Here is a 22184-nt window from a genome sequence, read left to right as displayed (position 1 = left end):
ATCCTCGCTTTCCGTGTTCCGCCGTGTCCCATGACACTAGCTGGCGGGTTTCGGTTTGTCATATTCCCGCCCGCAGGCTGGCCACGCCAGTTTCCGCCTTCCGGTCACGGACTCCCTTCAGCGCCGGATAGAGCGCCCGGTATTGCTGGTAGATCTCGTCATAAAGCGCCGTCTCCCGCGGCCGGGGATCGATCGTGCGGCCGGGCTTCACCATCGCCGCGATCCCCTCGTCGATCGTGTTGAAGCGGCCCGCCCCGTGGGCGGCGAGAACCGCCGCGCCAACCGACGGAGAGTCGATCGAGACGGGCACCGAAACCGGAAGGCCGGACGTGTCGGCATGGATCTGCAGCCACAGGTCGGACGCCGTCGCACCGCCGCCGACCGTCACGGCCCGCCCCCTGAATCCGGCCGCGGCCATCTGGTCGAGGATCGCCCGGGTGCCGAATCCGATCCCCTCGATGATCGCCCGGAAAACATGCGCCGGCCCGTGCGCGAGGGTGAGTCCGACCAGCGCCCCGCGCGAGCGCGGATCGGTATAGGGCGTCCGGTTGCCCTGGAAGTGATCCTGCACGATCAGGCCATCGGCTCCAGGCTCGATCTCGGCCGCCGCCGCATTGAGCGCCGCGAGATCGATCGTGCCGTTCATCATCCGGCCGAGCCACTGGAGAATGGAGCCGGTCGACGTCTGACCGCCCTCGATGATGTAGCGGTCGGGATAGACGGCGTTCGGGTAGGCGCCCCAGAGCCCGGGGAAGTTGACCGGCTTCTCCGACACGCCGAACTGGAGGTGTGAGGAGCCGGTGACAAGCGCAAGCTGGCCGGGTTGCGCCACGCCAAGACCGATCATGCCGATCAGGGCGTCGGCGCCGCCCTGAACGAGCTTCACGGTTCTCGAGAGGCCGAGATGTTCCGCCGCCATGGCGGTGAGTTCGCCGACCACCTCGCCGGGAGCCGCCACCTCCCCCGGCCACTTGTCCTGGAGCGCATCGAGGTCCAGGCGGGCGAGAAGGCCGGTCGGCCAGCCGCCCAGATCGGTGTTGTAGTGCCAGCGGATCGAGACGTTGTTCAGGCTTGCGACCCGTCGCCCGGTCAGCCGGATCGTCATGAAATCCTGATACTCGCAGATCGTGTGCGCGGCGTCGAAGACATCAGGCTCATGCCGCGCCAGCCACAGGGCCTTGGGGATCATCCACTCGGCCGAAACCGGGCCTTGTCCAGCGCCGTTGACGATCAGCGCCGGATCGCCGGTCGCAAGCACGTCCGCCGCCTCCTCCCCGGCGCGAACGTCCATCCATATGATCGACGGGCGCAGCGCCCGCGCATCGCGGTCGAGCGCGACGACGGTGCAGGAGGTCGTGGCGAGGGCGATCGCCTCAATTTCGTCGGGAGCGACGCCGGATCCGGCGACCGCGCGCCGGACAGAGCCGCCAAGCGCGCGCCACCAATCCTCTGGATCCTGTTCCGCCCTCGCCCCGCTCGCAAAGGTGGTGTCATAAGGGTCCGCCTCACTGGCCAGGCATCGTCCCGAGAGATCGTAGACACGGGCCCGCAAGCTTTCGGTGCCGCCGTCGACGGCGATGAAATAGGCCATCCCGTCCTCCCTCTACCGCGCCGTGGACCTGTTCTTCTCTACCCGTCTCTCCATCACCGGCACTCCAATCTGTCAACTTCCGGGATCGACGATGCGAAGCACTTCGGCAGGCTTGTCCCAATGAGGCATATGCCCTGCTCCTCCGACCAGATGGATCGCAACCGCCGACGGCGCCGCCGCGACTTGTCGCCAGGGGATAATCCTGTCCTCAAGGCCGAAAATGACCCGCACGCTGGTCCGTTCGACCGCGCGGCCAAGCGCCTCGACCATGTCCACCTGCTGGGCGTGGGCGCCTACCAACGCATGCGCCAGATCGACGAGACGGCCTTGCCCCAGGGAATCGGCAAGCGCCCTCAACGCGTCCGGCGACGGGAGCGACGCGTTGACGGTCAGGCGTCGGAGGAGATGCGCTACCGCATCGGGCGTCCTGGCAGTTGCCATACCGAGAAGGAAATCCCGATCGATCTCAGGCCCGAGCCCGACCGGCGCGAGAAGCGTCAGGCGGCGCACCCTCGTTCCGAGCGCATCTGCGAGGCGGAGAGCCGCGAGCGCGCCCAGCGAGTGGCCGACCACCTCCAGCGGACCGTCGCCGAGATCGAGCGCATCGACGAAGGCCGGCAGCGGCGCGCGCAGGGCGTCGACTGTTCCCGCCTCGATCTCCGTCGCGCCATGTCCCGGCAGGTCGGGCGCGATCACATGCCGGCCGGCGCGCGCGAGGCTGGACGCAAGGCTCGACCAGGTCATGCGGTCGCCGGAGAAGCCGTGGAGGAGGATGACTGTCCCCTTCCCGCGTTCCGGCGCTCCATGGCGCGTGAATGCGATCCTGCCTTCCGGCAGCGCGATGGACTCGTCATCGCCGACGCGGACGGGCGATTGGTCCACCGCCGCCATGACATCGTTCTTTTCTATCCGCCCACGCCGGCCCGAGCCGGCAAGATTGCCTATGTCGATGTCATGCCGTTGGGCGAGACGGCGCGCGACCGGTGTAGCGCGGACACGGCCGCCGGACGTCTTCGCGGCGACCGGGGACATCGGCGACGGCCCCGTCGACGGCTGAACCGTCGTCTCTTCCGGCGCGCCGCCGGCCCATTCGTCCTTGTCAACCGCGTCAATTCTGGCCAGCGGCTCTCCGACCGGGACCTCGTCCCCCACGGCTGCAAGCATCTCGTCCAGCCTGCCGTCGCCGAGCGCCGGCAGTTCCGCCACCGTCTTGTCCGTCTCAATCTCCAGGATCGCCTCGCCGCGTTTGAAACTGTCGCCAGCCTGCACCAGCCAACCGACGACGCGGCCCTGCTCCATCGTTTCGCCGAGACGCGGCATGGTGAGAGTAACGGCAGCCATCAGACCATGCGTCCCGCGATCTCGTGGATCAGCTCCGGCGACGGAATGCTGCCGGATTCCAGCGTCGGCGAGACCGGGACCGGCACATCCTCTCCGGCCAGCCGGATCACCGGCTCCTCCAGGAAATCGAAGCATTCCTCGGTGATCCGCGCCGCCAGTTCGGCCGCGACGCCCGCGGTCAGCACGCCTTCGCTCACGACCATCGCGCGGCCGACCCGCTCCACATGCTCGCGCACCGTGTCCATATCCAGGGGATCGAGGGTCCTGAGGTCGATGACGGTCGCCTCGATGCCGTCGGCGGAAAGCGCCTCCGCCGCCTCCATCGCATGGAGAAGCTGGCGGGAATAGCTGACGATGACCAGGTCGCCGCCCGTCCGCCTCACGGCGGCCTTGCCCCAGGGCAAGGGAGGACGGGAAAGGTCGGCGTGCTCCTTCCGGGCGTAGAGAGCCTTGTGCTCGATGAAGACGACCGGATCGGGAAGCGTGAGGCTCTGGCGCAACAGATGATAGGCGTCTTCGACCGTCGCCGGCATGGCGAGCCTCAGGCCCGGGGTGTGCATGATCCAGGCCTCGAGGCTTTGCGAGTGCTGAGCGCCCGCCGACCGCCCGGTGCCGCCCTGGGTGCGCAGCACCATCGGGACGCCGATCTGGCCGCCGAACATGTAGCGGATCTTGGCTGCCTGGTTGGCGAGCTGGTCCATCGACATGCCGAGGAAGTCCACATACATGAGCTCGGCGACCGGCCTCAGCCCGGTCATCGCCGCACCGACCGCCGTGCCGACGATCGCGGGTTCGGAGATCGGCGTGTCGATCAGCCGGTTCGGTCCGTACTTCTGGATGAGATCCTTGGTGACTCCGTAGGCGCCGCCATAGCGGCCAACCTCCTCGCCGATGACGACGATGGAGTCATCCTCCGCCATTGCGTCGTCGAGGGCCTGACGCAGCGCGTCGCGATAGGTGATCTCGACCATCACGCGGCGCTCCCGGAGAGGATTCTATCAAGACGGGCGCGAAGCGGCTCCGGCCCGGTCTCGCCGTCCGCATAGACGTCGCGGAACATCGCCGGCAGCGGCGGTGCGGCGGCCCGAACGGCGAAATCGACGGTGGTGTCCATCTCCTTCGCGATTTCCCGGTCCAGCGCTTCCAGCACCGCCTCGTCGGAGATGCCGCGCTCGGCCAGCGTCGCGCGGGCATGCTTCACCGGATCGCGCCGCCGGCCCTCGATTTCCTCCTCCTCCGAACGATAGGGGCTCTTGTCCATTCGGGCATGGCCGAAGAAGCGATAACAGGAGACGGAGAGGAAGCCGGGTTTGCCGGTCCTCGCCTTGTCGACCAGTTCCTGCGCGGCGGCAAGGACCTCCTCGACATCCGCCCCGTCCGCCGCCGCGGCATTGAGGCCGAAGACGCGGGCGCGCTCCTCAAACGCGCTGGAGCGGGTCGCCTGGTCGACCCTGGTGCCCATGCCGTACTGATTGTTGACACAGACGAAGACGACGGGAAGGTCCCACAGGGCTGCCATGTTCATGCTCTCATAGAGGATGCCCTGCTGCATCGCGCCGTCTCCGAAGAAGGCGATCGACACGCCGTCGCGCCGGAAATGCCGGTTGCTGAGCCCCGCCCCCACCACGGCCGGGATACCGCCGCCGACGATCGCGTTCGCGCCCAGATGGCCGAGCGTCATGTCGGCGATGTGCATGGAGCCGCCCTTGCCGCGACAGTAGCCGCTCTCCTTGCCGGCAATCTCCGCCATCATGCGGTTCGGGTCGGCGCCCCGGGCAAGGAAGATGCCATGTCCCCGATGATGGGTCGTGAAAGTGTCGTCGTCGCCCATGGCGGCGCAAACGCCGGCCGCCGCCGCCTCCTCGCCGATCGACAGGTGCAGCATCGAGCCCGCCGATTCGCCCCGGACGAAGAGCTCGCCTACCCGTTCCTCGAACGAACGGATGCGGCGCATCGTCCGGTAGAGCGCGAGGAGACGGGAGTTGCTTCCCGCTGCATCAGCATCATTCATCGCTTTGTCCCTGGAGTGCGTTCCGCCAACTCAAGATGTCATGTCTTGCTCGCCGGCATATCGTCTCCTCCTCCGTGTCGGGCCACGTCTTGGCCCATTCACCGCTTGACGGGTGATTGCCGGAACCACGTTATGGAAGGTCGTGACAGATGTCAAAATCAGATACAAATGTCTTACCGACGACCGTACGGACGATGGGATTGAGAGAAAACGACGAAGAACTCATGGTCAGGGCCGCCTGGCTCTACCATGTCGGCGGGTTCAATCAGGAGGAGACGGCGGCGCAGCTGGGGCTGACCCGGGCGCGGGTCAATCGTCTCCTCTCCGAGGCGAGGGAACAGGGCCTCGTCACCATCTCCGTCGATCACGAGCTGGTCGGCATGCTGCCGGTCGAAGACCGCATCCGGGAGCATTTCGGCCTCGACTTCTGCCGCGCCACCCCGGCATTCGGGCTGGGCGCGGCGCCGGCGGCTGGCGAGGCGTTCTCCGAAGCGCGGAGCCGCATCTCGATCCGTGCGGTCGGCCTGGCATCGGCGAATTTTCTGAGGGCCAAGCTCGCCGCCATGGATGCGCCGACCATCGGCGTCGGCTGGGGCCGGACGATCGAGCAGATGGGCCTGCAGTTGGGAAGCGTCCGCGCGCGAAAGGCGCGCTTCATTTCCCTGATGGGCTCGCTTACGGCGAACTCTTCCTCCAATCCGTTCGAGGTGGTTCAGGCGTTGGCGCGGCGGACGGGCGCGGAGGGTTACGTTCTTCCCGTACCTTTCATCGCCGACACGGTCGCCGACAAGGAAGTGTTCCTGTCCCAGCGCCCCGTATCGCGGGCATTGGCGATCGCCCGGTCCGCGTCGCTATGCATGATCAGCGTGGGCGAGTTGACCGAGGCGGCCCTGCTCCGACGGCAAGGAATGCTTTCGCGTAACGATTTGGAGAGTCTGCGCGCCGCCGGCGCCGTCGGCGATACGAACGGCATCTTCTTCGACAACTCCGGCAGGCCCGTGGACCATGAGCTCAACAGCCGTACGCTCGCCGTGCCGTTCGAGACCCTGCGGGAACTCCCGGTCGTCCTGATGGTCGGCGGGATCGAAAAGATCGCCGCCGCCGCGGCACTATTGCAGAGCGGAATCGTAAACGGCCTGATCATTGACGGCGACACGGCGCTCGCGTTGGGTGATCGGATCGCCGCCGCTGAGGACCGGTTGCCGAATGACCCTCGATCATGACTGGCCGGCGATGGCCGGAGGACGCCCGTTCCGGCGAATACTGGCTGGGGCGCCAGGGATCGAACCTGGGAATCGCGGTACCAAAAACCGCTGCCTTACCACTTGGCTACGCCCCACCGGCCAGAGCGCCGGAAGATACTGAGAAAGCATATCCGCCGCAACAGCGGAGCGCTCCCGCGCGTTATAACCCGTTGCCGGTTGCGAGGGCGGTTGTGGCATACTAGAAAAACCGCCGAGCGCTCGTCACCAACGCCGCAGATCAGCCGTGCCGAGGAGTGGGCATGAACGGAAATACCCCCCGCAACGACGACTACCCGACCGTCGAGAGACCTCTCGGGCGTCGGCCGACCAACCCTGAGGCGGCCAATCGCGAGGGTAATCCGTCCGATCGCGAACCGCCCCCGCCCGATGAAGGCCGCCGCGACGAAGGCCGCCGCGATTCGACGTCCGGAGGGCAGGACCAGGTGCTGGCGGCGCTTGCGCAGCTCGCCTCCCGCCTGGAGAGGCTGGAGCGCGACATCGGCGGACGCGCGCCCGAAGCCCCGGGGCCTGAACGGGTGCGTCCGGCCGCCGCGCCGGCGGGACCGACCCCGGCTCCCGCCGCTCCGCGTTCGGTCGAGCCGCGCCCCGCCGAACATCACGCCGAGCCACGTCACGCCGAGCAGCAGCCTGCCGGCTTCCGGCCCCGCCCCGGCGAGCCGACACCTGCGCCCGCACCCTCCAGATTCACCCCCACTCCGACGCCCCCCACACCGCCCCCCATACCGCCCGAGGACGACGCCCCTTCGATGGATCACCGCACGCGCATCCCGCCGCGCTTCAGCGAAAGGCGCGCCGCTCAGCCCGGCCCCACCTCAACCGGTGATGAGCCGGAAGCCCCGACGCCTCAGGTCAACCCACAGGCCGGTCCCCGCCCGGAACAGCCGCGCTTCGTCCAGGGACGGGCCGCCGGGCAGTTCGCGGCTCAGCCGACGCCCGGCCCGGCCGGTCCGAACGCGCCGGGACGCGCCGCCGGCCCGGCGGGCCCGAGCGCGCCCGGACGCGGCCCCGCGGCTCCGGAGCAGCAGCCCGCCCGCCCCCGCCCGACGCCGCAGCCCAGCCCCTATTTCGAGCAGGCGCGGGAGCATTACGATTCGGTGAGGGAAGGCCGCCCGCGCCGCCGGCTGGTCACCTGGGCGGTGCTGATCCTGCTCCTGCTCGCGGCGGGAGGAGCCGGCTACGTCTTCCTGACCGCCGAACCCCGGCCGCAGACCGAACCGACACCTGAACAGGCGGCCACCCCCGAAACGGACGCCACCGGAACGAGCAACGACCCGGACGCCGCGACAACGGCCGGAGAGATCCCGCTCGACGAACAGGCCGACGCCCCGATCGTCGCCGAGGCCGAGCCGATTCCGGCCGAACCGGAGCGTCCGCAGGCAGGCCCGGCGGTGAACGCCGCTCCCGCCACCGCGATCGAGACCGCCGCGCTGGGCGAGCGAGCCGATCCGGCGGAGATGGCGGCCCTGCCGGCGGGCGCGTCGGAGGAGCTTCAGTCGCTGTCGGCCCTGGCGATCGACGGCAACGCCGAGGCGCAGCACGATCTGGCCACCGCCTTCGCCCTGGGTGACGAGTTGCCCCAGGATCTGGAGCGCGCGGCCTACTGGTACGGCCGGTCGGCCAATGGCGGCGTGGTCAACGCCCAGTACAATCTGGGGGTCCTGACCGAACGCGGCGACGGCGTCCCGCAGGATAGCGGCCGGGCGTTCGACCTGTTCCTGGCCGCGGCCGAAAGCGGCCATCCCGACGCGCAGAATGCGGTCGGTCTCGCCTACATGAACGGCAGGGGCGTGGAGCGCAACCTGACGGAGGCCGCCACCTGGTTCCAGGCCGCGAGCGGCAACGGCAACCCGCGCGGGGCCTACCATCTGGGCCGGCTGTTCGAGCAGGGGCTGGACGGCGCGCCCGATCTGGCCGCCGCCGCCGGCTGGTACCGCGTCGCCGCCGAGGCCGGGGACGCCGAGGCCCAGGCGGCGCTGGACCGCATCACCGAGACGACGGGCCAGCCGGCTCCCGACACCCCGACACCGGTCAACGTGCCTGCCCCCGGCAGTACCCCACCCCCCGTTCCCGCCGGCGGCGGAACGGAGACGGCGGAGGTGACGTCCGGAATGATCCGGGAGATCCAGCAGATCCTGGGTGCGCTGGAATACAATGCCGGCCCGGCCGACGGTCTTCTGGGCGACCGCACCATCGCCGCCATCGCCGCCTTCCAGCGCGACCGCGACCTGACGGTCACCGGCCAGCCTTCGGCCGATTTGCTGGCAGCGCTGCGCCAGGCGGCGGAGTAGCCTCACTGGCCCAGGAAGCGGGCGGTCAGAAACCGCCCAGCTTCCAGGGCTTGGTCTGTGGGAAATTGTGCGCGAGGAACCGGTAGGTTTCCTTCAGCAGATTCTCCGACGCTGGCGAGCGGACCAGTATGTGCTCCTCCCAGGCCGGGATCATCTCGTCCCACGGCATCAGGCGGGTGTGAAGCTCGTCCCGCTGGCGGCGGATGAAGCCGACCTGGGCGTCCAGGTTCTTCAATACGGCCAGCACCTCGCTGGTCTGCGCGTCGACCTCCGCGACCAGCGCCTCCAGCCCCTGGACCGGCGGGCGGATCAGGATCTTCATCCGCTCCAGATTCTCGATCATCCCCCGGTCGCTACGATAGACCTGGATCATGGTGTCGATCTTCAGCACGATCGACCGCGTCATCGCCACCCGCTCGCGCAGCGCCTCGATATAAGAGAGCTCCCGCGCCAGCATGTCGATCGAATCGACGACCTGCTGCTTGTTGTCCCGGCCGAGCCCCAGCTTGTCGGCGATCTGGGCGAAGGCGAGCTGCACCTTCTCCTTGGTCGACGGGTCTTCCGCGAAGGCGCGGAGCTGCGCCACATCGACGATCAGCGTCTCGCTTCCCGCCAGCCAAGAGGCGAGCTGCACGCTGAGCCGGCTCTTGGCCGTCTCCAGATGCTCCGGCCGGACCGACCAGGAGGCGGTGCCGTCCAGCACCTCGCGCGGGATGCTGTCGTTGGGGCGGATGATCTTCACGAAACGCAGGCTGCGCTCGATGATCGACAGAAGCTCCCCGTCCCGCGACGTCGGGTCGATCTCGAACTCGTCGCGCAGCACGTCCAGCGGGATCGCCCCCCTGATGTCGCCCATCGGCACCTGGAACAATATGTCTCCGGAATCCCGCGACGGCGCGAAATAGCTGCCGGGAACCTGGAAGACCTTGTGCCGGAAGTCGAACAGGGTGCTGCGATCGCCGCCGGCCGGGGGGTCCCGGTCCGCGATCAGGGGGTTGGGTTCGGAACTGTCCGCCATCCGGGTCGCCTGGCTTTCCGCCGTCATGTCCGTGTCACCGACCTCACGCGAGGAGCCGGAATCCGCTTCTAGGATGCCATAGCTAACGGCCGGACGTTACCAAATCGCAAATCCGTTGGTGCGGGGCACACATGGTTCGACGGGCTCACCATGAGGTTTCCCTTAGTTGGTCATTCCCGACCTGATCGGGAATCCAGGCGCCTTACCCCCTCCGCCTTCGCCGGACACCGCGAAAGCCCCGCCGCCAAGGCGCCTGAATGCCGGGTCGGGCCCGGCATGACGGCTTTGGAAGTGGGCACGAACGTCCGGCATAGCGGTTACTGAAAAAGGAGAGAAGCGACCAACTTCCCTCACCCTTCCCGTTCGATCCGCCAGAAGAGGATCATCGCGTGGCGCTGGCGGGCGGGTTCGAACATCCGGCGTTCGCCGACCTCGCTCATTCCCAGCTTCCGGAGGAGTTTGTGGGAGGCGGCGTTGGCCGGTTGGGCGCCGGCTTCGACGGCCTGGAGGCCGAGTTGCCGGAACCCGGCTTCGACCATCGCCGAGGCCGCCTCGAAAGCGAACCCCCGCCCCTGGAACGGCTCCCCGATCCAGTAGCCCAGCTCCGCGGCCGGGGCGTCGATCTTCGACAGCTTCAGCCAGCCGACGACCGCCCCGTCGGCCTTCGCGGTCATGACCATGGGCAGCGTCCGGCCTTCCGCGACGCCGGCCAGCGCATCGGCGATCATGGCGTCGACCATCGGGACCGTCAGCGGGTAAGGCCAGGCCGCGACCCAGCGGCTGATCCCGGCCGTCATCAGCCCGGCCAGCACGGGCGCGTCGCCCGGTTCAACCACACGCAAGCGCAGCCTTTCGGTCGACAGGGTGAAGGATGACAGATCCATCGGTTCTCCCTACAGCAGCCGCGCCGGGCGGACCCACCAGCCGGGGCGGCGGGCGGCGATGGCTTCGGCGGCGGCGCGCGCGGCGGCGTGGTCCTCGAACAGGCCGAAGCAGGTCGCGCCGCTGCCCGACATGCGGGCGAGGAGGCAGCCTTCCGGATCCTCCAGTATCGCCAGGACCTCCCCGATCTCCGGCGCGAGCGCGAGGGCGGCCGGCGTCAGATCGTTCCGGCGGGCGCGGAGCGCCGCCGCCCAGCCGCGAGGGTCCGAGGGGTTGTCGAACCGGTCGTCGAACCGGGCGGCGGCGGAGAAGCCGCCGGTCCGGGCGCGGAACACGTCCGGGGTCGCGAGCGCCACACCCGGATTGACCAGCACGACCGGCAGGCCGGCCGTCGAGGGCGCAGGCGTCAGTTCATCCCCGATCCCGGCGGCGAAGCAGGCCGCGCCCAGGAGGCAGGCCGGCACGTCCGCCCCCAGCGAGCCGGCGACGGTCCGGATGCGGGGATCGCGGCGGTCGATGTCCCAGAGGCGGCAGAGACCGCGCAGCACCGCCGCAGCGTCCGCTGACCCGCCGCCGATGCCGGCGGCCACGGGAAGCGCCTTGGTAAGCTCCATCGCTACGCCGGGCGGCCGCCCTACCGCCTCGGCCAGCGCGAGGAGCGCCTTCAGCGCCAGATTGTCCGGCCCGGCCGGCGCCGCCGAGGCGAACGGACCGTCGACCGAAAGCGACGGCCCCTCCCCCGGCCGGAGCCGGATGCGGTCGCCGATGTCGGCGAAGGCGAACAAGCTGTCCAGCAGATGGTAGCCGTCCGGCCGCCGGCCGGTGACGTGCAGGTAGAGGTTCAGCTTCGCGGGGGCCGGCTCCTCGATGACCGAAACGGCCGTCGCGGCCGGCCGGCCGCTATTGGGCGGCATCCGGGGATGTGCCAGGGGATGTGTCGGGGGTGGCGGGAGCGGTCTGGCCGCTCACTTCGGGCGTCACGATGCCGGGATCGGTCACGCCGTTGGCGATCTTCTCCTCGATGGAGAGGATGAGGTCCTGGTCCTCCGCCGTGCGGAGCGCCCGTCGCCATTGATAGACGGCTTCGTTCCGTCGGCCGGCCATCCAGTAGGCGTCGCCCAGATGATCGTTGATGACCGGATCGCCCGGCTGCAGCCCGGCCGCGCGCTCCAGCGTCTCCACCGCCTTGCCGATCTGTCCGGTGCGGTAGTAGGCCCAGCCCAGACTGTCGACGATGTAGCCGTCGTCCGGCATCAGGGCGACCGCCTGTTCGATCATCGCCTGAGCCTCGGCGATGTTCTCGCCCCGGTCGATCCAGGAATAGCCCAGATAGTTCAAGAGCGGCGCATGGTCGGGGTTCAGCGCGACCGCCGCCTGAAGGTCCTGTTCCGCCCGCGCCCATTCCTGGGCCCGCTCCAGCGCGATGCCCCGGCGATAGAGGAAGGTCCAGTCGGATTCGGCCAGCGTCGGCTGCCGTTCCTGCGCCTCGTCATAGGCGGCGACGGCGTCTTCGAACCGTTCCTCCGACCGATAGACGTCGCCCAGCGTCACCAGCGCGTCGCCGGATTGGGGCCGGTCCTCCGCCATCCGCCGGAGCCGCTCGATCGCCTCGTCCGTCCGTCCGTCGGCGGCGAGCGCGCGCGCGGCGCTGAGCCGGGCGGCCCAGGCGGCGGGCCTGTCGGCATCGATCGCGCCATAGGAATCCAGCGCCAGGTCGATCTCCCCCCGCGCGGCCAGCAGATCGCCCAGCAGGATGCGCGACAGCGCCATGTCCGGCTGGAGGTGGAGCGACATGCGCGCATAGGTGAGCGCCAGGTCCGACGCCCCCTCCTGATCCAGCGCCGAGGCGATCTGGAACAGCGCGTCGGCCAGCCCTTCTTTCGGCCCGGCGATCGGCGCTTCGAGCGCCTCCCCGGCCGCCAGCGCCTCCATCGCGGGGGCAAGCATGATGCTGCCGGGATTGCCGGTCATGAACCGGCCGAACAGCGCCTGGGCGTCCTCCGTCCTGCCGGTGCGGGCGTAGAGGGCGCCCAGCGTCTCGATCACGCGCAGGCTCTGCCCCTGCTCCAGCGCCGTCTCCAGCGCGGCGATGGCGTCCTGATCGGCGCCCAGAACCTCCAGCACCAGCCCCCGCTCCACGGTGGCCAGCCCGGAGAAGCCCTGGATCGAGCCCAGTTCGTCCAGCGCCGCCTCGGCGGCCGCGCGGTCCTTCAGCCCGGCATGCAGCCAGGCGGACACCAGCGGGACGACGAACCGGGCCACACCTTCCTTCGGCATCGCCTTCGCCCGCTCCAGAGCGGCGGCGTAGTTCCCGGATTCCGCGTCGTCGACCAGCAGCAGCAGGTCGGACATCGGGTCGATCGGCACGGCCTCCTGCACCCGTTCGGCCAGAGGCACCGCCATGTCCAGATCGCCGCTGGCCAGCGACAGCAGGAAGGTCTGCTGCAGCACCCCCAGATTCTCCGGGTCGCGGGCCAGCGTCTGGGCCATGAATTCCGCCGCCGCGGCGATGTCGCCATTGCCGCTGGCGTAGGTGGAGGAGAGATAGGCGCCGGCGAGCGTGCTGGCGCGCAACGGGTCGTCGCCCCGGCCGGCCTCGGCGGCATCCTGAGCCTGGCTGGTGGCGGGGGCCGCGACCAGCCACAGCGCCGCGCCGGCGGTGAGCGCGACCTTGGTCCATCCGTCCGTCATTATCTTCTCAGCCATAGACCGGCCTATCCTTTACCGTTTCAAATAATTCTAGGCCGTACCTGCCGCCGCTTCAATGAACCCGCCATCTACATATCGGGATAGTTCGGCCCCCCGCCACCCTCCGGCACCGTCCAGACGATGTTCTGCGTCGGGTCCTTGATGTCGCACGTCTTGCAGTGGACGCAGTTCTGGGCGTTGATCACAAAGTGGGGGTCGGAGCCGTCATCGTTCCGCACCACCTCGTAAACGCCCGCCGGGCAATATCGCTGCGCCGGCTCGTCATAAAGCGGCAAATTATAGTCGATCGGGATCGACGGGTCCTTCAGCTTCAGGTGCGAGGGCTGGTTTTCCTCGTGGTTCGTGTTCGACAGGAAGACCGATGACAGCCGATCGAAGGTGATCTTCCCGTCCGGCTTCGGATAGTCGATCCTCTTTACCTCCGACGCCTTCTTCAGCGTCTCGTTGTCGGCGTGACGGTGGCGCAGCGTCCAGGGCGTCCTGCCGCGCAGCCATAGCTCCAGCCCGCTGTAGAGCGTGCCGGGGATGAGGCCCCAGCGAAAGGCGGGCCGGCAGTTCCGCACCGTCCGCAACTCGTCATAGACCCAGCTCTTCTCCAGCGCCTCGGGATAGGCGGTCAGCTCGTCATGCCCCTCGCGTCCTTCGGCCAGCGCGGCGAAGACGGCGTCGGCCGCGACCATGCCGCTCTTCATCGCGGTGTGGTTGCCCTTGATCTTGGGCACGTTCACGAAGCCGGCGGAGCAGCCCAGGATCGCGCCGCCGGGGAAGACCAGCTTCGGGACCGACTGCACGCCGCCCTCGTTGATCGCCTTGGCCCCGTAGGTGAGGCGCTTGCCCCCTTCCAGATAGTCCCGGATGACCGGATGGGTCTTGAAGCGCTGGAACTCCTCGAACGGCGACAGGTACGGGTTCTCGTAATCCAGCCCGGTGACGAAGCCGATGGAGACCTTGTTGCCGTCCAGATGATAGAGCCAGCCGCCGCCATAGGTGCCCTGGTCCAGCGGCCAGCCGAAACCGTGGATCACCAGCCCCGGCCGGTGCTTCGCCGGGTCGATCTCCCAGATCTCCTTGCAGCCGAGGCCGAAGGTCTGCGGGTCGCAGTCGCGGCGCAGGTCGAACTTCTCGAACAGGGTCTTGGTCAGCGACCCGCGCACCCCTTCGGCGAAGAAGGTGTATTTGGCGTGCAGCTCCATCCCCGGCGTATAACCGGCTGTCTTCTCGCCATCCTTGCCGATGCCCATGTCGCCGGTCGCCACGCCCTTGACCGACCCGTCCTCATGATACAGCACCTCCGCCGCCGCGAAGCCGGGATAGATCTCCACGCCCAGCGCCTCGGCCTCCCCGGCCAGCCAGCGGCAGAGGGTGCCCAGGCTGATGATGTAGTTGCCCTTGTTGTGCTGCTCCTTCGGCAGCAGGAAGTTCGGCATCTTGAAGGAGCTGACGGCTGTGAAGATGTGGAATTCGTCCCGCGTCACCGGGACATCCAGCGGCGCGCCCTTCTCCTTCCAGTCGGGTATCAGCTCGTCGAGAGCGCGCGGCTCCAGCACCGCGCCGGACAGGAGGTGCGCGCCGACCTCCGACCCCTTCTCCAGCACGCAGACGCTGACCTCCCGCTCCGCCTCCGCGGCAAGCTGCTTCAGCCGGATCGCCGCGCAGAGCCCGGCCGGGCCGGCGCCGACGATGACGACGTCATACTCCATGGATTCGCGATCCATCGCGCTTCCCCCCCGTACGTTCATTACGCGTTCATTCTGTTGGGCCGGATAAGGCCTCGTGCTAGCCTTCAACCATGCCTGAACCCGACCTGCAACAGTTAGCGGCGCTGCTGCGCTGGTATGAAGATAACGGCGTGGACGAGATTTCGGCCGACGCGCCCGTCGATCATACCGCCGTGCGGAAAGCATCGACGCAAGCACCGGCCCGAGTGCCAGCCCCGGCGCAGGCAACGCGTCGTCCGCAGGCGGCGGCGCTGCCTCCAGGCGGAGAAGCCAGCGCCGACGCCCGCAAGCAGGCTGATGGCGCCCGGACGCTTGAGGAGCTGGAGGCGATCGTCCGCGGCTTCGAGGGCTGCGCGCTGAAGGAGACGGCGACCAACACCGTCTTCTCCGACGGCAATCCCAAAGCCGCGATCATGGTGATCGGCGAGGCACCGGGGGCGGAGGAGGACCGGCGGGGCAAGCCGTTCGTCGGGCCGGCCGGCCAGCTTCTGGACCGGATGCTGGCCTCGATCGGCCTCGACCGGACGACCGTCCACATCACCAACATCCTGCCCTGGCGGCCGCCGGGCAACCGCCAGCCCAATGCCGGGGAGATCGCGACCTGCCTGCCCTTCGTGGAGCGGCAGGTGGCGCTGATCGCGCCGAAGCTGGTCCTGCTGGCCGGCGGCACCTCGGCCAAGGCGCTGCTCGGCACGACGGAAGGGATCACCCGGCTGCGCGGCCGCTGGGTCGACCATCATTATCCGGGGCTGGCCGCGCCGACCCCGACGCTGCCGATCTACCACCCCGCCTATCTGCTGCGGCAGCCGGCGATGAAGCGGGACGCCTGGCGCGACCTCCTTTCCGTCGCCGCCCGGATGGAAGGCCTGGGGATCGGCCCCGGCGGCGAAAATTCGCCATCCGGAACAATCGCGGACTGATTTCCCGATCCCTGGTGCATCCGCCCTTTCTCCCTGCCCGTAGGGATGGATGTCTGACCCCTTCCTCTCGAAGCGGGTCTTTCCAACAGGGAGATCATCCATGCCTCGCCTTCGTTCAGCCGCGCTCGCGGCGGTCTTCGGCCTGATCGCCTCCGCCGCCTCGGCGCAGGACACCGTGACGGTCGGCGGCCAGCCGATGTATCCGGCGAAGAACATCGTCGAAAACGCCGTCAATTCCGCCGACCACACGACGCTTGTCGCCGCCGTCCAGGCCGCCGGGCTGGCGGAGACGCTCCAGGGTCCCGGCCCCTTCACCGTCTTCGCGCCGACCAACGCGGCGTTCGAGGAACTTCCCGCAGGCACCGTCGACACGCTGCTGATGCCTCAGAACAAGGACCGGCTGACCGGCGTCCTGACCTACCACGTCGTCCCCGGCCGGCTCGATTCCGAAGCGCTGGAGGAGATGATCGACGAAGGCGGCGGGTCCGCGACGCTGGAGACGGTGTCGGGCGGGACGCTGACCGTGATGGCCAACGGCCCGATGAATATCGCCGTCGAGGATTCCACCGGCGGCGTCGCCAACATCTCGACCTACGACGTGAACCAGTCGAACGGCGTCATCCACGTCATCGACAAGGTGCTGCTGCCGGCCTCCTGAGCCGCCGTCAATCTCCATAGGGAATCGAAAAAATGAAGACGATCCAGTTCGCGGCCGTCGCGGCCGCCAGCCTCCTGACCGCCGCCTGCATGTCCGGGCGCGGCGATTCGGACATGCAATCCTCCATGATGCCGAACTCCTCCTCCTCCTCCGACACCGTCATGGTCGGCGGGGAAGCGATGCTCCCTAGCCAGACCATCGTCGACAATGCGGTGAATTCGGAGGATCACACGACGCTTGTCGCCGCCGTCCAGGCCGCCGGCCTGGTGGAGACGCTGCAGGGCCCCGGCCCCTTCACCGTCTTCGCGCCGACCAACGCCGCGTTCGAGAAGCTGCCCGCCGGCACGGTCGACACGCTGCTGATGCCCCAGAACAAGGCGCAGCTCACCAACGTGCTGACCTATCATGTGGTGCCGGGCCGGATCGACGCGGAAGAGTTGATGAGCCGGATCGAAGCCGGCGGCGGGACCGCCACCCTGACCACGGCCAGCGGCGGCACGCTGACCGCGATGATGAACGGGCCGCACAACGTCGTCATCCATGATTCGTCGGGCGGCGCGGCGCAGATCAGCGTCTACGACGTATACCAGTCCAACGGCGTCATCCACGTCGTGACCGACGTCCTGCTGCCGTCGGCCTGAACGACCCCCACCCCGGCCCTCCCCCGCTTCGCAGGGGAGGGAGTCGTTAAGCCCCCTCTCCTGCTTGCGGGAGAGGGGGGTTGGGGGTGTGGGTGGTTCGGGTATTAGTGCACGTGCTGCTCTTCGGCCGTCGCGCCGGCGCCGGGGGCGTCGACGGCGATCTCCACGACCACCTCGCCCGCATGCTCGAATTCCAGCGTCAGCGGGAAGCGGGTCCCTTCGACCAGAGCGCCGTCCAGTCCGATCAGCATCAGATGATAGCCGCCGGGGGCGAAGACGATTTCCTCCCCCGCCGGCAGGTCGACGGCCTCCACCGGCCGCATCCGGGCGATCCCGTCCTCCATCACGCCGCGATGGATCTCGACGGTCTCGGCGCGGTCGGTCGACGCGCCTAGCAGGCGGTCCGCCGTCTCGCCATCGTTGCGGACGCTGAAGAACGCAGCGCCGGTCGGCATGCCTTCCGCCGTGGCGCGGGCCCAGGGATGGCCGATATGGAGACTGCCCGCCTCATATTCATGAGCGAATGCGGGAATAGCGAAGGCGGCCGCGATGGCAAGGGCGGCGGCGATGCTGCGGATATTCATGGTCGATGCTTCCTCGAATGAAACCTGATCTGGAAAAGGACTGGTCTGGATCAGGCGAGGAAGGGAGGCCCGCGGGGCCGCCAGCCGAACAGGATTGCCGGCGCGGGTCGTGGCGCGTCGGCCGGGCGGAGGTTGGCGGCCTCCGCGACGAGAGGCTGCGGGAGAGCCGGTCCGACGGGCGACAAAGCGGCCGGAGCGGCATGAAGCGAGCAGAGGACGCAGACATGGTCGTGCGCCGCATCCCGCCCCGCCGGAGCGCCATCGTCCGGATTCTCGATCCCGCCGAGCGCGGTGCAGAGGACGAGCGGCAGGGCGATCCCCGTCGCCGGGTCGACCACCGTGAAGTCGCGCGGACCCGCGACCGGGGCCGCCTGCGCCAGGGGCGTCAGCGCCTGGAACAGGAGGCCGATCAGGGCCAGCCAGCCGGCGAACCGGTTATGACACGCGCGCGAATGCTTCATTGCCGCCGCTTCTTCCATGCCGGGGCGTCGCCGTCAACGATGCCGGCCGGGCCTGCGACAATGGCGGCCCGGCCGGCGCGGCGTTAAGCTGCCGACAGTCCGCCGCAGCCAGACCAGGACCTGCCCATGGCCCGCATCGACGAATCCCGCCCCTTCGTTCCCGTGAACATCGCGATCATGACCGTCTCCGACAGCCGCACGGCGGAGACCGATACGTCCGGCGACACGCTGGTCGAAAGACTGGAGTCCGCCGGCCACAAACTGGCGGGCCGCGCCATCGTGCGTGACGACCAGCAGTCGATCGAGAGACAGCTTCGCGCCTGGATCGAGGATTCGGCGGTGGAGGTGGTGATCTCCACCGGCGGCACCGGCGTCACCGGCCGCGACGTGACGCCGGAAGCCTTCGCCGCGATCTACGAGAAGGAGATCGCTGGGTTCGGGGAACTGTTCCGGATGTTGAGCTACGAGAAGATCGGCACCTCATCGCTGCAGAGCCGGGCGACGGCCGGCGTCGCCGGCGGCACCTACCTGTTCGCCCTGCCCGGATCGCCCGGCGCCTGCCGCGACGGCTGGGACGGCATCCTCAAATACCAGCTCGACTACCGCCACCGCCCCTGCAACTTCGTGGAGCTGCTGCCCCGGCTGAAGGAGCATCTTCCGGGACGGGGCTAGAGTGAACGCCGCCTAGCCCTTAGGCGTGGCGCGCTCCAGTTTCCACACCGTCGCCGGCGGCACGTTGTTGGTGGTGTGGCCCAGATTGGTGGCCTTGAGGCCCAGCGATTTCCGCAGCCGGTCGGGCACCGGCACCTTGGGGCCGTAGGTGAACTGGATGTAGGCCCCGTCGGGGCGCAGCAGGGCGAAGCTTTCCTTAAGGATCGCCTCCTGCTGGGACCGGGTCATGGACAGGAGCGGCAGGCCGGACACCACGGCCGCCACGCCGCCGTTCCCGGTAAGCCCGTGTTCGGTCATCAGCCCGGTCAGCGCCGTCGCCTCTCCCTTCAATACCCGGATCCCGGGGAAGCGTTCGGTCAAGAGGGCGTGGAAGGTCGGGTCACGCTCCACCACGATCAGCCGGTCCTCCGGGATGCGCTCCAGAAGCGCCGTCGTGATCGACCCGGTGCCGCCGCCCAGTTCCACCACCAGCCCGTCCCCGTCCGGATCGACGGCCCGCGCCATCGCGCCGGACAGGCTCCGGCCGCTGGGCATCACCGCGCCGATCTTCAGCGGGTTCCTGATCCAGCGTCGAAAGAACAGCCAGTGGTTTGCTGTCATACGGGGACCGATCCTCTTCTTGCGCCCGGGGGCGGCTCGGTGCCGGAGAGATAGAGAAGTTTCGCCCCGGTTTCGAGAGATGTTTTTGCTTCAGCCGCTCCGGTCGCGCGCAATCGCCATCCTTCGCCCGCATCTTATGTTCTTTATTTGTTCTCATGTCGGCGCTAGCATGGGGCATGGCTTCATCCTCCTCCTGCCTACCGCCCTTCGCCGCCGGGGGTGGGCCACTCAAGGGGCGCGGCGCGGTCACCAACCGGACCGGCCGGTTCGAACGCAATTCGACCGAAACGGCCGACGATGGCTGGGACCGGGAGGATGAGGATCTGCCGCCCCTGCGGACGGTCGTGGGCGTCGACAAGGCCAGCTCGATCCTCAACAGGAACGACTCCCCCGACGTGCCGTTCGAGCGGTCGATCAACCCCTATCGGGGGTGCGAGCATGGCTGCGTCTACTGCTTCGCCCGGCCGACCCACGCCTATCTGGGCCTGTCGCCGGGGCTGGATTTCGAGACGCGGCTGTTCTTCAAGCCGGACGCCGCGGCGCTTCTGGAGAAGGAGCTGCGGTCGAAGCGCTACCGGCCCTCGACCCTGGCGCTGGGCGCGAACACCGATCCCTACCAGCCGATCGAACGGCGGCTGAGGGTCACGCGCTCGATCCTGGAGGTCTTGAGCGCCTTCAACCATCCCGTCGGCATCATCACCAAATCCAACCTGGTGACCCGCGACATCGACCTCTTGGCCCCGATGGCGGAGAAGGGGCTGGCGAAGGTCTGCGTGTCGATCACCACGAAGGACCGGGAGCTCGCCCGGACGATGGAGCCGCGCGCCGCCACACCCTCCCGCCGCTTCGCCGCCGTGCGCGCGCTGACCGAGGCGGGCGTGCCGACGGCGGTGCTGGCCTCCCCGATGATCCCCGGCCTCAACGACCATGAGTTGGAGGCTATCCTGGAGACCGCGGCCGCGGCCGGCGCGATCCAGGCGAACTACATCCTTCTGCGCCTGCCGCTGGAGATAAAGGATCTGTTCGAGGAGTGGCTGCGCGCCCACCGGCCGGACCGCGCCGACCATGTGCTGAGCCTGATGCGGCAGAGCCGGGGCGGCAGGCTCTACGACCCGGCCTTCGGCGTCCGGATGAAGGGTGAGGGCCAGTATGCCGAGCTGCTGGCCTCCCGCTTCAGGCTCGCCTGCCGGAGGCTGGGGCTGAACCGCCGCCGATGGGACATGACGGCGGAATTCTTCTCCGCCCCGGCAAGGAACGGAGATCAGTTGGATCTGTTCTAGTCTCGAAGCCTTCGCCTTTAATTTTGGTAAACTGTTTCGGGCGGATTATCCTTTGATAAGCAACGCCATCGCCCACCCGCCAGGCGGATATGACTTGTCGCAGCTAGCCGATCCAAACGCCCCGACCATTCAGGAAGAACTTGACCGGTTGCGCGCGCGTGTCGCGGAGTTGGAGGCGCTGGCCGCCGAACAAGAGGAACGGACGGTCGCGCTTCAGGCGAGCGAGCAGCTTTACCGGTCGCTGATCGAGAACCTGCGCTCCATCATCTTCTATCGCGGCGCGCCGGACGGCGACGTCCATCTGTTCGGGGCCGACGCGCAGAAGATCGCCGGCACGCTCGCGCCCGACGGCAAGGCGAACCTGGATTGGTGGTACGGCGCCATCCATCCGGAGGATTACGACCGCTACATGGAGCTGGAGAGCCGCCGGAAGGAGACCGGCGAAGGCTTCCTGATCGAATTCCGCTTCATCCACCCGATCTCCGGCCAGCTCGTCTGGGCGCGGGAGCGGGCCTATACGGTCACCTCGCCGACCGGCGAGCGGTTCAATGACGGCTACATCATCGACATCAGCCGGGAGAAAGCGCAGGAGCGGCAATTGACCGAGGCGACCGAGGCGGCAATCCTGGCCAACCGGTCGAAGTCGGAGTTCCTGGCCAATATGAGCCACGAGCTGCGCACGCCGCTCAACGCCATCATCGGCTTCGCGGAGATCATCGTCGCCGAATCCTTCGGGCCGATCGGCGTGGAGCGCTATCGCGAATATATCAGGGACATCCACAACAGCGCCTCCCACCTGCTGAAGCTGATCGAGGACGTGCTGGACGTCTCCAAGGCCGAGGCCGGCAAGGCGGAGCTGCGGGAAACGCTGTGCGACATGGGCGGCATCGTCAATTCCGCGATCCGCATGATCCACGACCGGGCGGAGCGCAAGCGCATCAGGATCGTCAAGGACATCGCCCCCCGCGTCCCCCAGATCCGCGCCGACGAACGAAAGATGCGGCAGATCCTGCTGAACCTGCTGTCGAACGCCGTCAAGTTCACCGGCGAGGGCGGCGCCGTCCGGATCCATGCCGTCGACAGGCCGGATGGCGGCGTGACGATCATCGTCAGCGACACCGGCATCGGCATGGCCCCGGATGACATCCCCCGCGCGCTGGAGCCGTTCGTGCAGATCCATGCCGGCCTCGACCGCTACTATGAGGGCACCGGCCTCGGCCTCCCGCTGACGGCGAAGCTGGTGGAACTTCACGGCGGCACGCTCGACATCGCCAGCACCCCCGGCGCCGGCACCGAAATCCGCGTCAACCTCCCCCCCGACCGCTCCACCCCGCCGCCGGGACCGGGCTGAAGCCCCTCACCCTCCCATCCGCTTCGCGGTCGGGTCCCTCCCTCTCCCACGAGGGGAGAGGGTCAAGTTGTGGTCCAACCCGGATAGATAGGTGACAGTTTAGCCCGGCGACATGGGTGACAGGTCTCAGAGTGGTTGCAGGAGGTGCGGCCATGCCCTGGAGAGAGACCTGTGTGATGGATCAGCGGCTGAGA

General features: G+C 68.4%; 20 protein-coding genes and 1 tRNA gene. 8 read left to right on the top strand and 13 right to left on the bottom strand.

Going from position 1 to position 22184, the window contains the following annotated elements; genetic code table 11:
* Positions 1-58: 58 nt before the first annotated feature.
* The 4 genes from AAFN89_RS12870 to AAFN89_RS12855 all read right to left on the bottom strand — a co-directional run bounded on the left by AAFN89_RS12870 (position 59) and on the right by AAFN89_RS12855 (position 4943).
* Positions 59-1591, bottom strand: coding sequence for an FGGY-family carbohydrate kinase (locus tag AAFN89_RS12870; protein ID WP_347539465.1), 1533 nt, complete (start codon positions 1589-1591; stop codon positions 59-61).
* Between the two features lie 72 nt (positions 1592-1663).
* Positions 1664-2932, bottom strand: a complete 1269-nt coding sequence (locus tag AAFN89_RS12865) for an acetoin dehydrogenase dihydrolipoyllysine-residue acetyltransferase subunit (RefSeq protein ID WP_347539464.1) — start codon at positions 2930-2932, stop codon at positions 1664-1666.
* Positions 2932-3903, bottom strand: coding sequence for an alpha-ketoacid dehydrogenase subunit beta (locus tag AAFN89_RS12860; protein ID WP_347539463.1), 972 nt, complete (start codon positions 3901-3903; stop codon positions 2932-2934). The genes AAFN89_RS12865 and AAFN89_RS12860 overlap by 1 nt, the downstream gene beginning before the upstream one ends.
* Entirely contained in the window at positions 3903-4943 is a 1041-nt protein-coding gene (locus tag AAFN89_RS12855; protein ID WP_347539462.1) for a thiamine pyrophosphate-dependent dehydrogenase E1 component subunit alpha, read from the bottom strand. Before AAFN89_RS12855 ends, AAFN89_RS12860 begins: the two co-directional genes overlap by 1 nt.
* A 224-nt stretch (positions 4944-5167) precedes the next feature.
* Between AAFN89_RS12855 and AAFN89_RS12850 the strand changes: the two genes are divergently transcribed.
* Positions 5168-6166, top strand: coding sequence for a sugar-binding domain-containing protein (locus AAFN89_RS12850; protein WP_347539461.1), 999 nt, complete (start codon positions 5168-5170; stop codon positions 6164-6166).
* Positions 6167-6207: 41 nt separating this feature from the next.
* On the opposite strand, the gene AAFN89_RS12845 is transcribed toward AAFN89_RS12850, so the two are convergent.
* Positions 6208-6282: transfer RNA gene (locus AAFN89_RS12845), tRNA-Gln, on the bottom strand.
* Positions 6283-6447: 165 nt separating this feature from the next.
* Between AAFN89_RS12845 and AAFN89_RS12840 the strand changes: the two genes are divergently transcribed.
* On the top strand, positions 6448-8496 hold the full coding sequence (locus AAFN89_RS12840; protein ID WP_347539460.1) for a peptidoglycan-binding protein: 2049 nt from the start codon (positions 6448-6450) through the stop codon (positions 8494-8496).
* A gap of 25 nt (positions 8497-8521) precedes the next feature.
* On the opposite strand, the gene AAFN89_RS12835 is transcribed toward AAFN89_RS12840, so the two are convergent.
* From AAFN89_RS12835 to AAFN89_RS12815, 5 genes are all read right to left on the bottom strand, one after another.
* The gene (locus AAFN89_RS12835) at positions 8522-9541 is read right to left on the bottom strand and encodes a hypothetical protein (RefSeq protein ID WP_347539459.1); all 1020 of its coding nucleotides are present in this window, start codon (positions 9539-9541) and stop codon (positions 8522-8524) included.
* Between the two features lie 323 nt (positions 9542-9864).
* The gene (locus AAFN89_RS12830) at positions 9865-10398 is read right to left on the bottom strand and encodes a GNAT family N-acetyltransferase (RefSeq protein ID WP_347539458.1); all 534 of its coding nucleotides are present in this window, start codon (positions 10396-10398) and stop codon (positions 9865-9867) included.
* Positions 10399-10407: 9 nt separating this feature from the next.
* Positions 10408-11310, bottom strand: a complete 903-nt coding sequence (locus AAFN89_RS12825; RefSeq protein ID WP_347539457.1) for a 4-(cytidine 5'-diphospho)-2-C-methyl-D-erythritol kinase — start codon at positions 11308-11310, stop codon at positions 10408-10410.
* Positions 11297-13102: a tetratricopeptide repeat protein gene (locus AAFN89_RS12820; protein ID WP_347539456.1), complete on the bottom strand. Its 1806-nt coding sequence runs from the start codon at positions 13100-13102 to the stop codon at positions 11297-11299. Before AAFN89_RS12820 ends, AAFN89_RS12825 begins: the two co-directional genes overlap by 14 nt.
* A 71-nt stretch (positions 13103-13173) precedes the next feature.
* Complete coding sequence (locus tag AAFN89_RS12815) at positions 13174-14820, bottom strand: electron transfer flavoprotein-ubiquinone oxidoreductase (protein ID WP_347539455.1); 1647 nt, start codon at positions 14818-14820, stop codon at positions 13174-13176.
* 74 nt (positions 14821-14894) lie between these two features.
* Here AAFN89_RS12815 and AAFN89_RS12810 point away from each other — a divergent pair, with 74 nt between their 5' ends.
* The 3 genes from AAFN89_RS12810 (at position 14895) to AAFN89_RS12800 (ending at position 17042) form a co-directional block, all read left to right on the top strand.
* Positions 14895-15743, top strand: coding sequence for a uracil-DNA glycosylase (locus AAFN89_RS12810; protein ID WP_347539454.1), 849 nt, complete (start codon positions 14895-14897; stop codon positions 15741-15743).
* 196 nt (positions 15744-15939) lie between these two features.
* Positions 15940-16401, top strand: coding sequence for a fasciclin domain-containing protein (locus AAFN89_RS12805; RefSeq protein ID WP_347539592.1), 462 nt, complete (start codon positions 15940-15942; stop codon positions 16399-16401).
* Positions 16402-16433: 32 nt separating this feature from the next.
* Positions 16434-17042 carry a fasciclin domain-containing protein gene (locus tag AAFN89_RS12800; RefSeq protein ID WP_347539453.1) on the top strand — a complete coding sequence of 203 codons (609 nt, stop codon included), beginning with the start codon at positions 16434-16436 and terminating at the stop codon, positions 17040-17042.
* A 104-nt stretch (positions 17043-17146) separates the two neighbouring features.
* Here the strand turns inward: AAFN89_RS12800 and AAFN89_RS12795 are convergent, their stop codons facing one another.
* Both AAFN89_RS12795 and AAFN89_RS12790 read right to left on the bottom strand, forming a co-directional pair.
* Positions 17147-17626 carry a copper chaperone PCu(A)C gene (locus tag AAFN89_RS12795; protein WP_347539452.1) on the bottom strand — a complete coding sequence of 160 codons (480 nt, stop codon included), beginning with the start codon at positions 17624-17626 and terminating at the stop codon, positions 17147-17149.
* Between the two features lie 50 nt (positions 17627-17676).
* Complete coding sequence (locus AAFN89_RS12790) at positions 17677-18087, bottom strand: DUF2946 family protein (RefSeq protein ID WP_347539451.1); 411 nt, start codon at positions 18085-18087, stop codon at positions 17677-17679.
* Positions 18088-18213: 126 nt separating this feature from the next.
* On the opposite strand from AAFN89_RS12790, the gene moaB reads away from it, so the two are divergent.
* Positions 18214-18759, top strand: coding sequence for a molybdenum cofactor biosynthesis protein B (gene moaB / locus AAFN89_RS12785; protein WP_347539450.1), 546 nt, complete (start codon positions 18214-18216; stop codon positions 18757-18759).
* A gap of 12 nt (positions 18760-18771) precedes the next feature.
* Here moaB and AAFN89_RS12780 read toward each other — a convergent pair whose 3' ends face one another.
* Positions 18772-19359 carry a methyltransferase domain-containing protein gene (locus AAFN89_RS12780; protein ID WP_347539449.1) on the bottom strand — a complete coding sequence of 196 codons (588 nt, stop codon included), beginning with the start codon at positions 19357-19359 and terminating at the stop codon, positions 18772-18774.
* Positions 19360-19535: 176 nt separating this feature from the next.
* Between AAFN89_RS12780 and AAFN89_RS12775 the strand changes: the two genes are divergently transcribed.
* Both AAFN89_RS12775 and AAFN89_RS12770 read left to right on the top strand, forming a co-directional pair.
* Positions 19536-20639: a PA0069 family radical SAM protein gene (locus AAFN89_RS12775; protein ID WP_347539448.1), complete on the top strand. Its 1104-nt coding sequence runs from the start codon at positions 19536-19538 to the stop codon at positions 20637-20639.
* Positions 20640-20787: 148 nt separating this feature from the next.
* Positions 20788-21990, top strand: coding sequence for a PAS domain-containing sensor histidine kinase (locus tag AAFN89_RS12770; RefSeq protein WP_347539447.1), 1203 nt, complete (start codon positions 20788-20790; stop codon positions 21988-21990).
* Positions 21991-22184: the final 194 nt, after the last annotated feature.

The organism is Inquilinus sp. CAU 1745 (genome assembly GCF_039839375.1).
Classification (GTDB): Bacteria; Pseudomonadota; Alphaproteobacteria; order DSM-16000; family Inquilinaceae; genus JBDOQU01.
The sequence above is the reverse complement of the archived record's forward strand: the minus strand, read 5'-3'. Positions and strand labels throughout refer to the sequence as shown.

Bases quoted from the DNA above. Each gene is read 5' to 3' on its own strand.
- AAFN89_RS12805 (WP_347539592.1), top strand. From the start codon at position 15,940: ATGTATCCGGCGAAGAACATCGTCGAAAACGCCGTCAATTCCGCCGAC.
- AAFN89_RS12860 (WP_347539463.1), bottom strand. From the start codon at position 3,903: ATGGTCGAGATCACCTATCGCGACGCGCTGCGTCAGGCCCTCGACGAC.
- AAFN89_RS12815 (WP_347539455.1), bottom strand. From the start codon at position 14,820: ATGGATCGCGAATCCATGGAGTATGACGTCGTCATCGTCGGCGCCGGC.
- AAFN89_RS12870 (WP_347539465.1), bottom strand. From the start codon at position 1,591: ATGGCCTATTTCATCGCCGTCGACGGCGGCACCGAAAGCTTGCGGGCC.
- AAFN89_RS12830 (WP_347539458.1), bottom strand. From the start codon at position 10,398: ATGGATCTGTCATCCTTCACCCTGTCGACCGAAAGGCTGCGCTTGCGT.
- moaB (WP_347539450.1), top strand. From the start codon at position 18,214: ATGGCCCGCATCGACGAATCCCGCCCCTTCGTTCCCGTGAACATCGCG.
- AAFN89_RS12840 (WP_347539460.1), top strand. From the start codon at position 6,448: ATGAACGGAAATACCCCCCGCAACGACGACTACCCGACCGTCGAGAGA.
- AAFN89_RS12810 (WP_347539454.1), top strand. From the start codon at position 14,895: ATGCCTGAACCCGACCTGCAACAGTTAGCGGCGCTGCTGCGCTGGTAT.
- AAFN89_RS12820 (WP_347539456.1), bottom strand. From the start codon at position 13,102: ATGGCTGAGAAGATAATGACGGACGGATGGACCAAGGTCGCGCTCACC.
- AAFN89_RS12780 (WP_347539449.1), bottom strand. From the start codon at position 19,359: ATGACAGCAAACCACTGGCTGTTCTTTCGACGCTGGATCAGGAACCCG.
- AAFN89_RS12865 (WP_347539464.1), bottom strand. From the start codon at position 2,932: ATGGCTGCCGTTACTCTCACCATGCCGCGTCTCGGCGAAACGATGGAG.
- AAFN89_RS12850 (WP_347539461.1), top strand. From the start codon at position 5,168: ATGGTCAGGGCCGCCTGGCTCTACCATGTCGGCGGGTTCAATCAGGAG.
- AAFN89_RS12835 (WP_347539459.1), bottom strand. From the start codon at position 9,541: ATGACGGCGGAAAGCCAGGCGACCCGGATGGCGGACAGTTCCGAACCC.
- AAFN89_RS12795 (WP_347539452.1), bottom strand. From the start codon at position 17,626: ATGAATATCCGCAGCATCGCCGCCGCCCTTGCCATCGCGGCCGCCTTC.
- AAFN89_RS12855 (WP_347539462.1), bottom strand. From the start codon at position 4,943: ATGAATGATGCTGATGCAGCGGGAAGCAACTCCCGTCTCCTCGCGCTC.
- AAFN89_RS12825 (WP_347539457.1), bottom strand. From the start codon at position 11,310: ATGCCGCCCAATAGCGGCCGGCCGGCCGCGACGGCCGTTTCGGTCATC.
- AAFN89_RS12800 (WP_347539453.1), top strand. From the start codon at position 16,434: ATGAAGACGATCCAGTTCGCGGCCGTCGCGGCCGCCAGCCTCCTGACC.
- AAFN89_RS12790 (WP_347539451.1), bottom strand. From the start codon at position 18,087: ATGAAGCATTCGCGCGCGTGTCATAACCGGTTCGCCGGCTGGCTGGCC.
- AAFN89_RS12775 (WP_347539448.1), top strand. From the start codon at position 19,536: ATGGCTTCATCCTCCTCCTGCCTACCGCCCTTCGCCGCCGGGGGTGGG.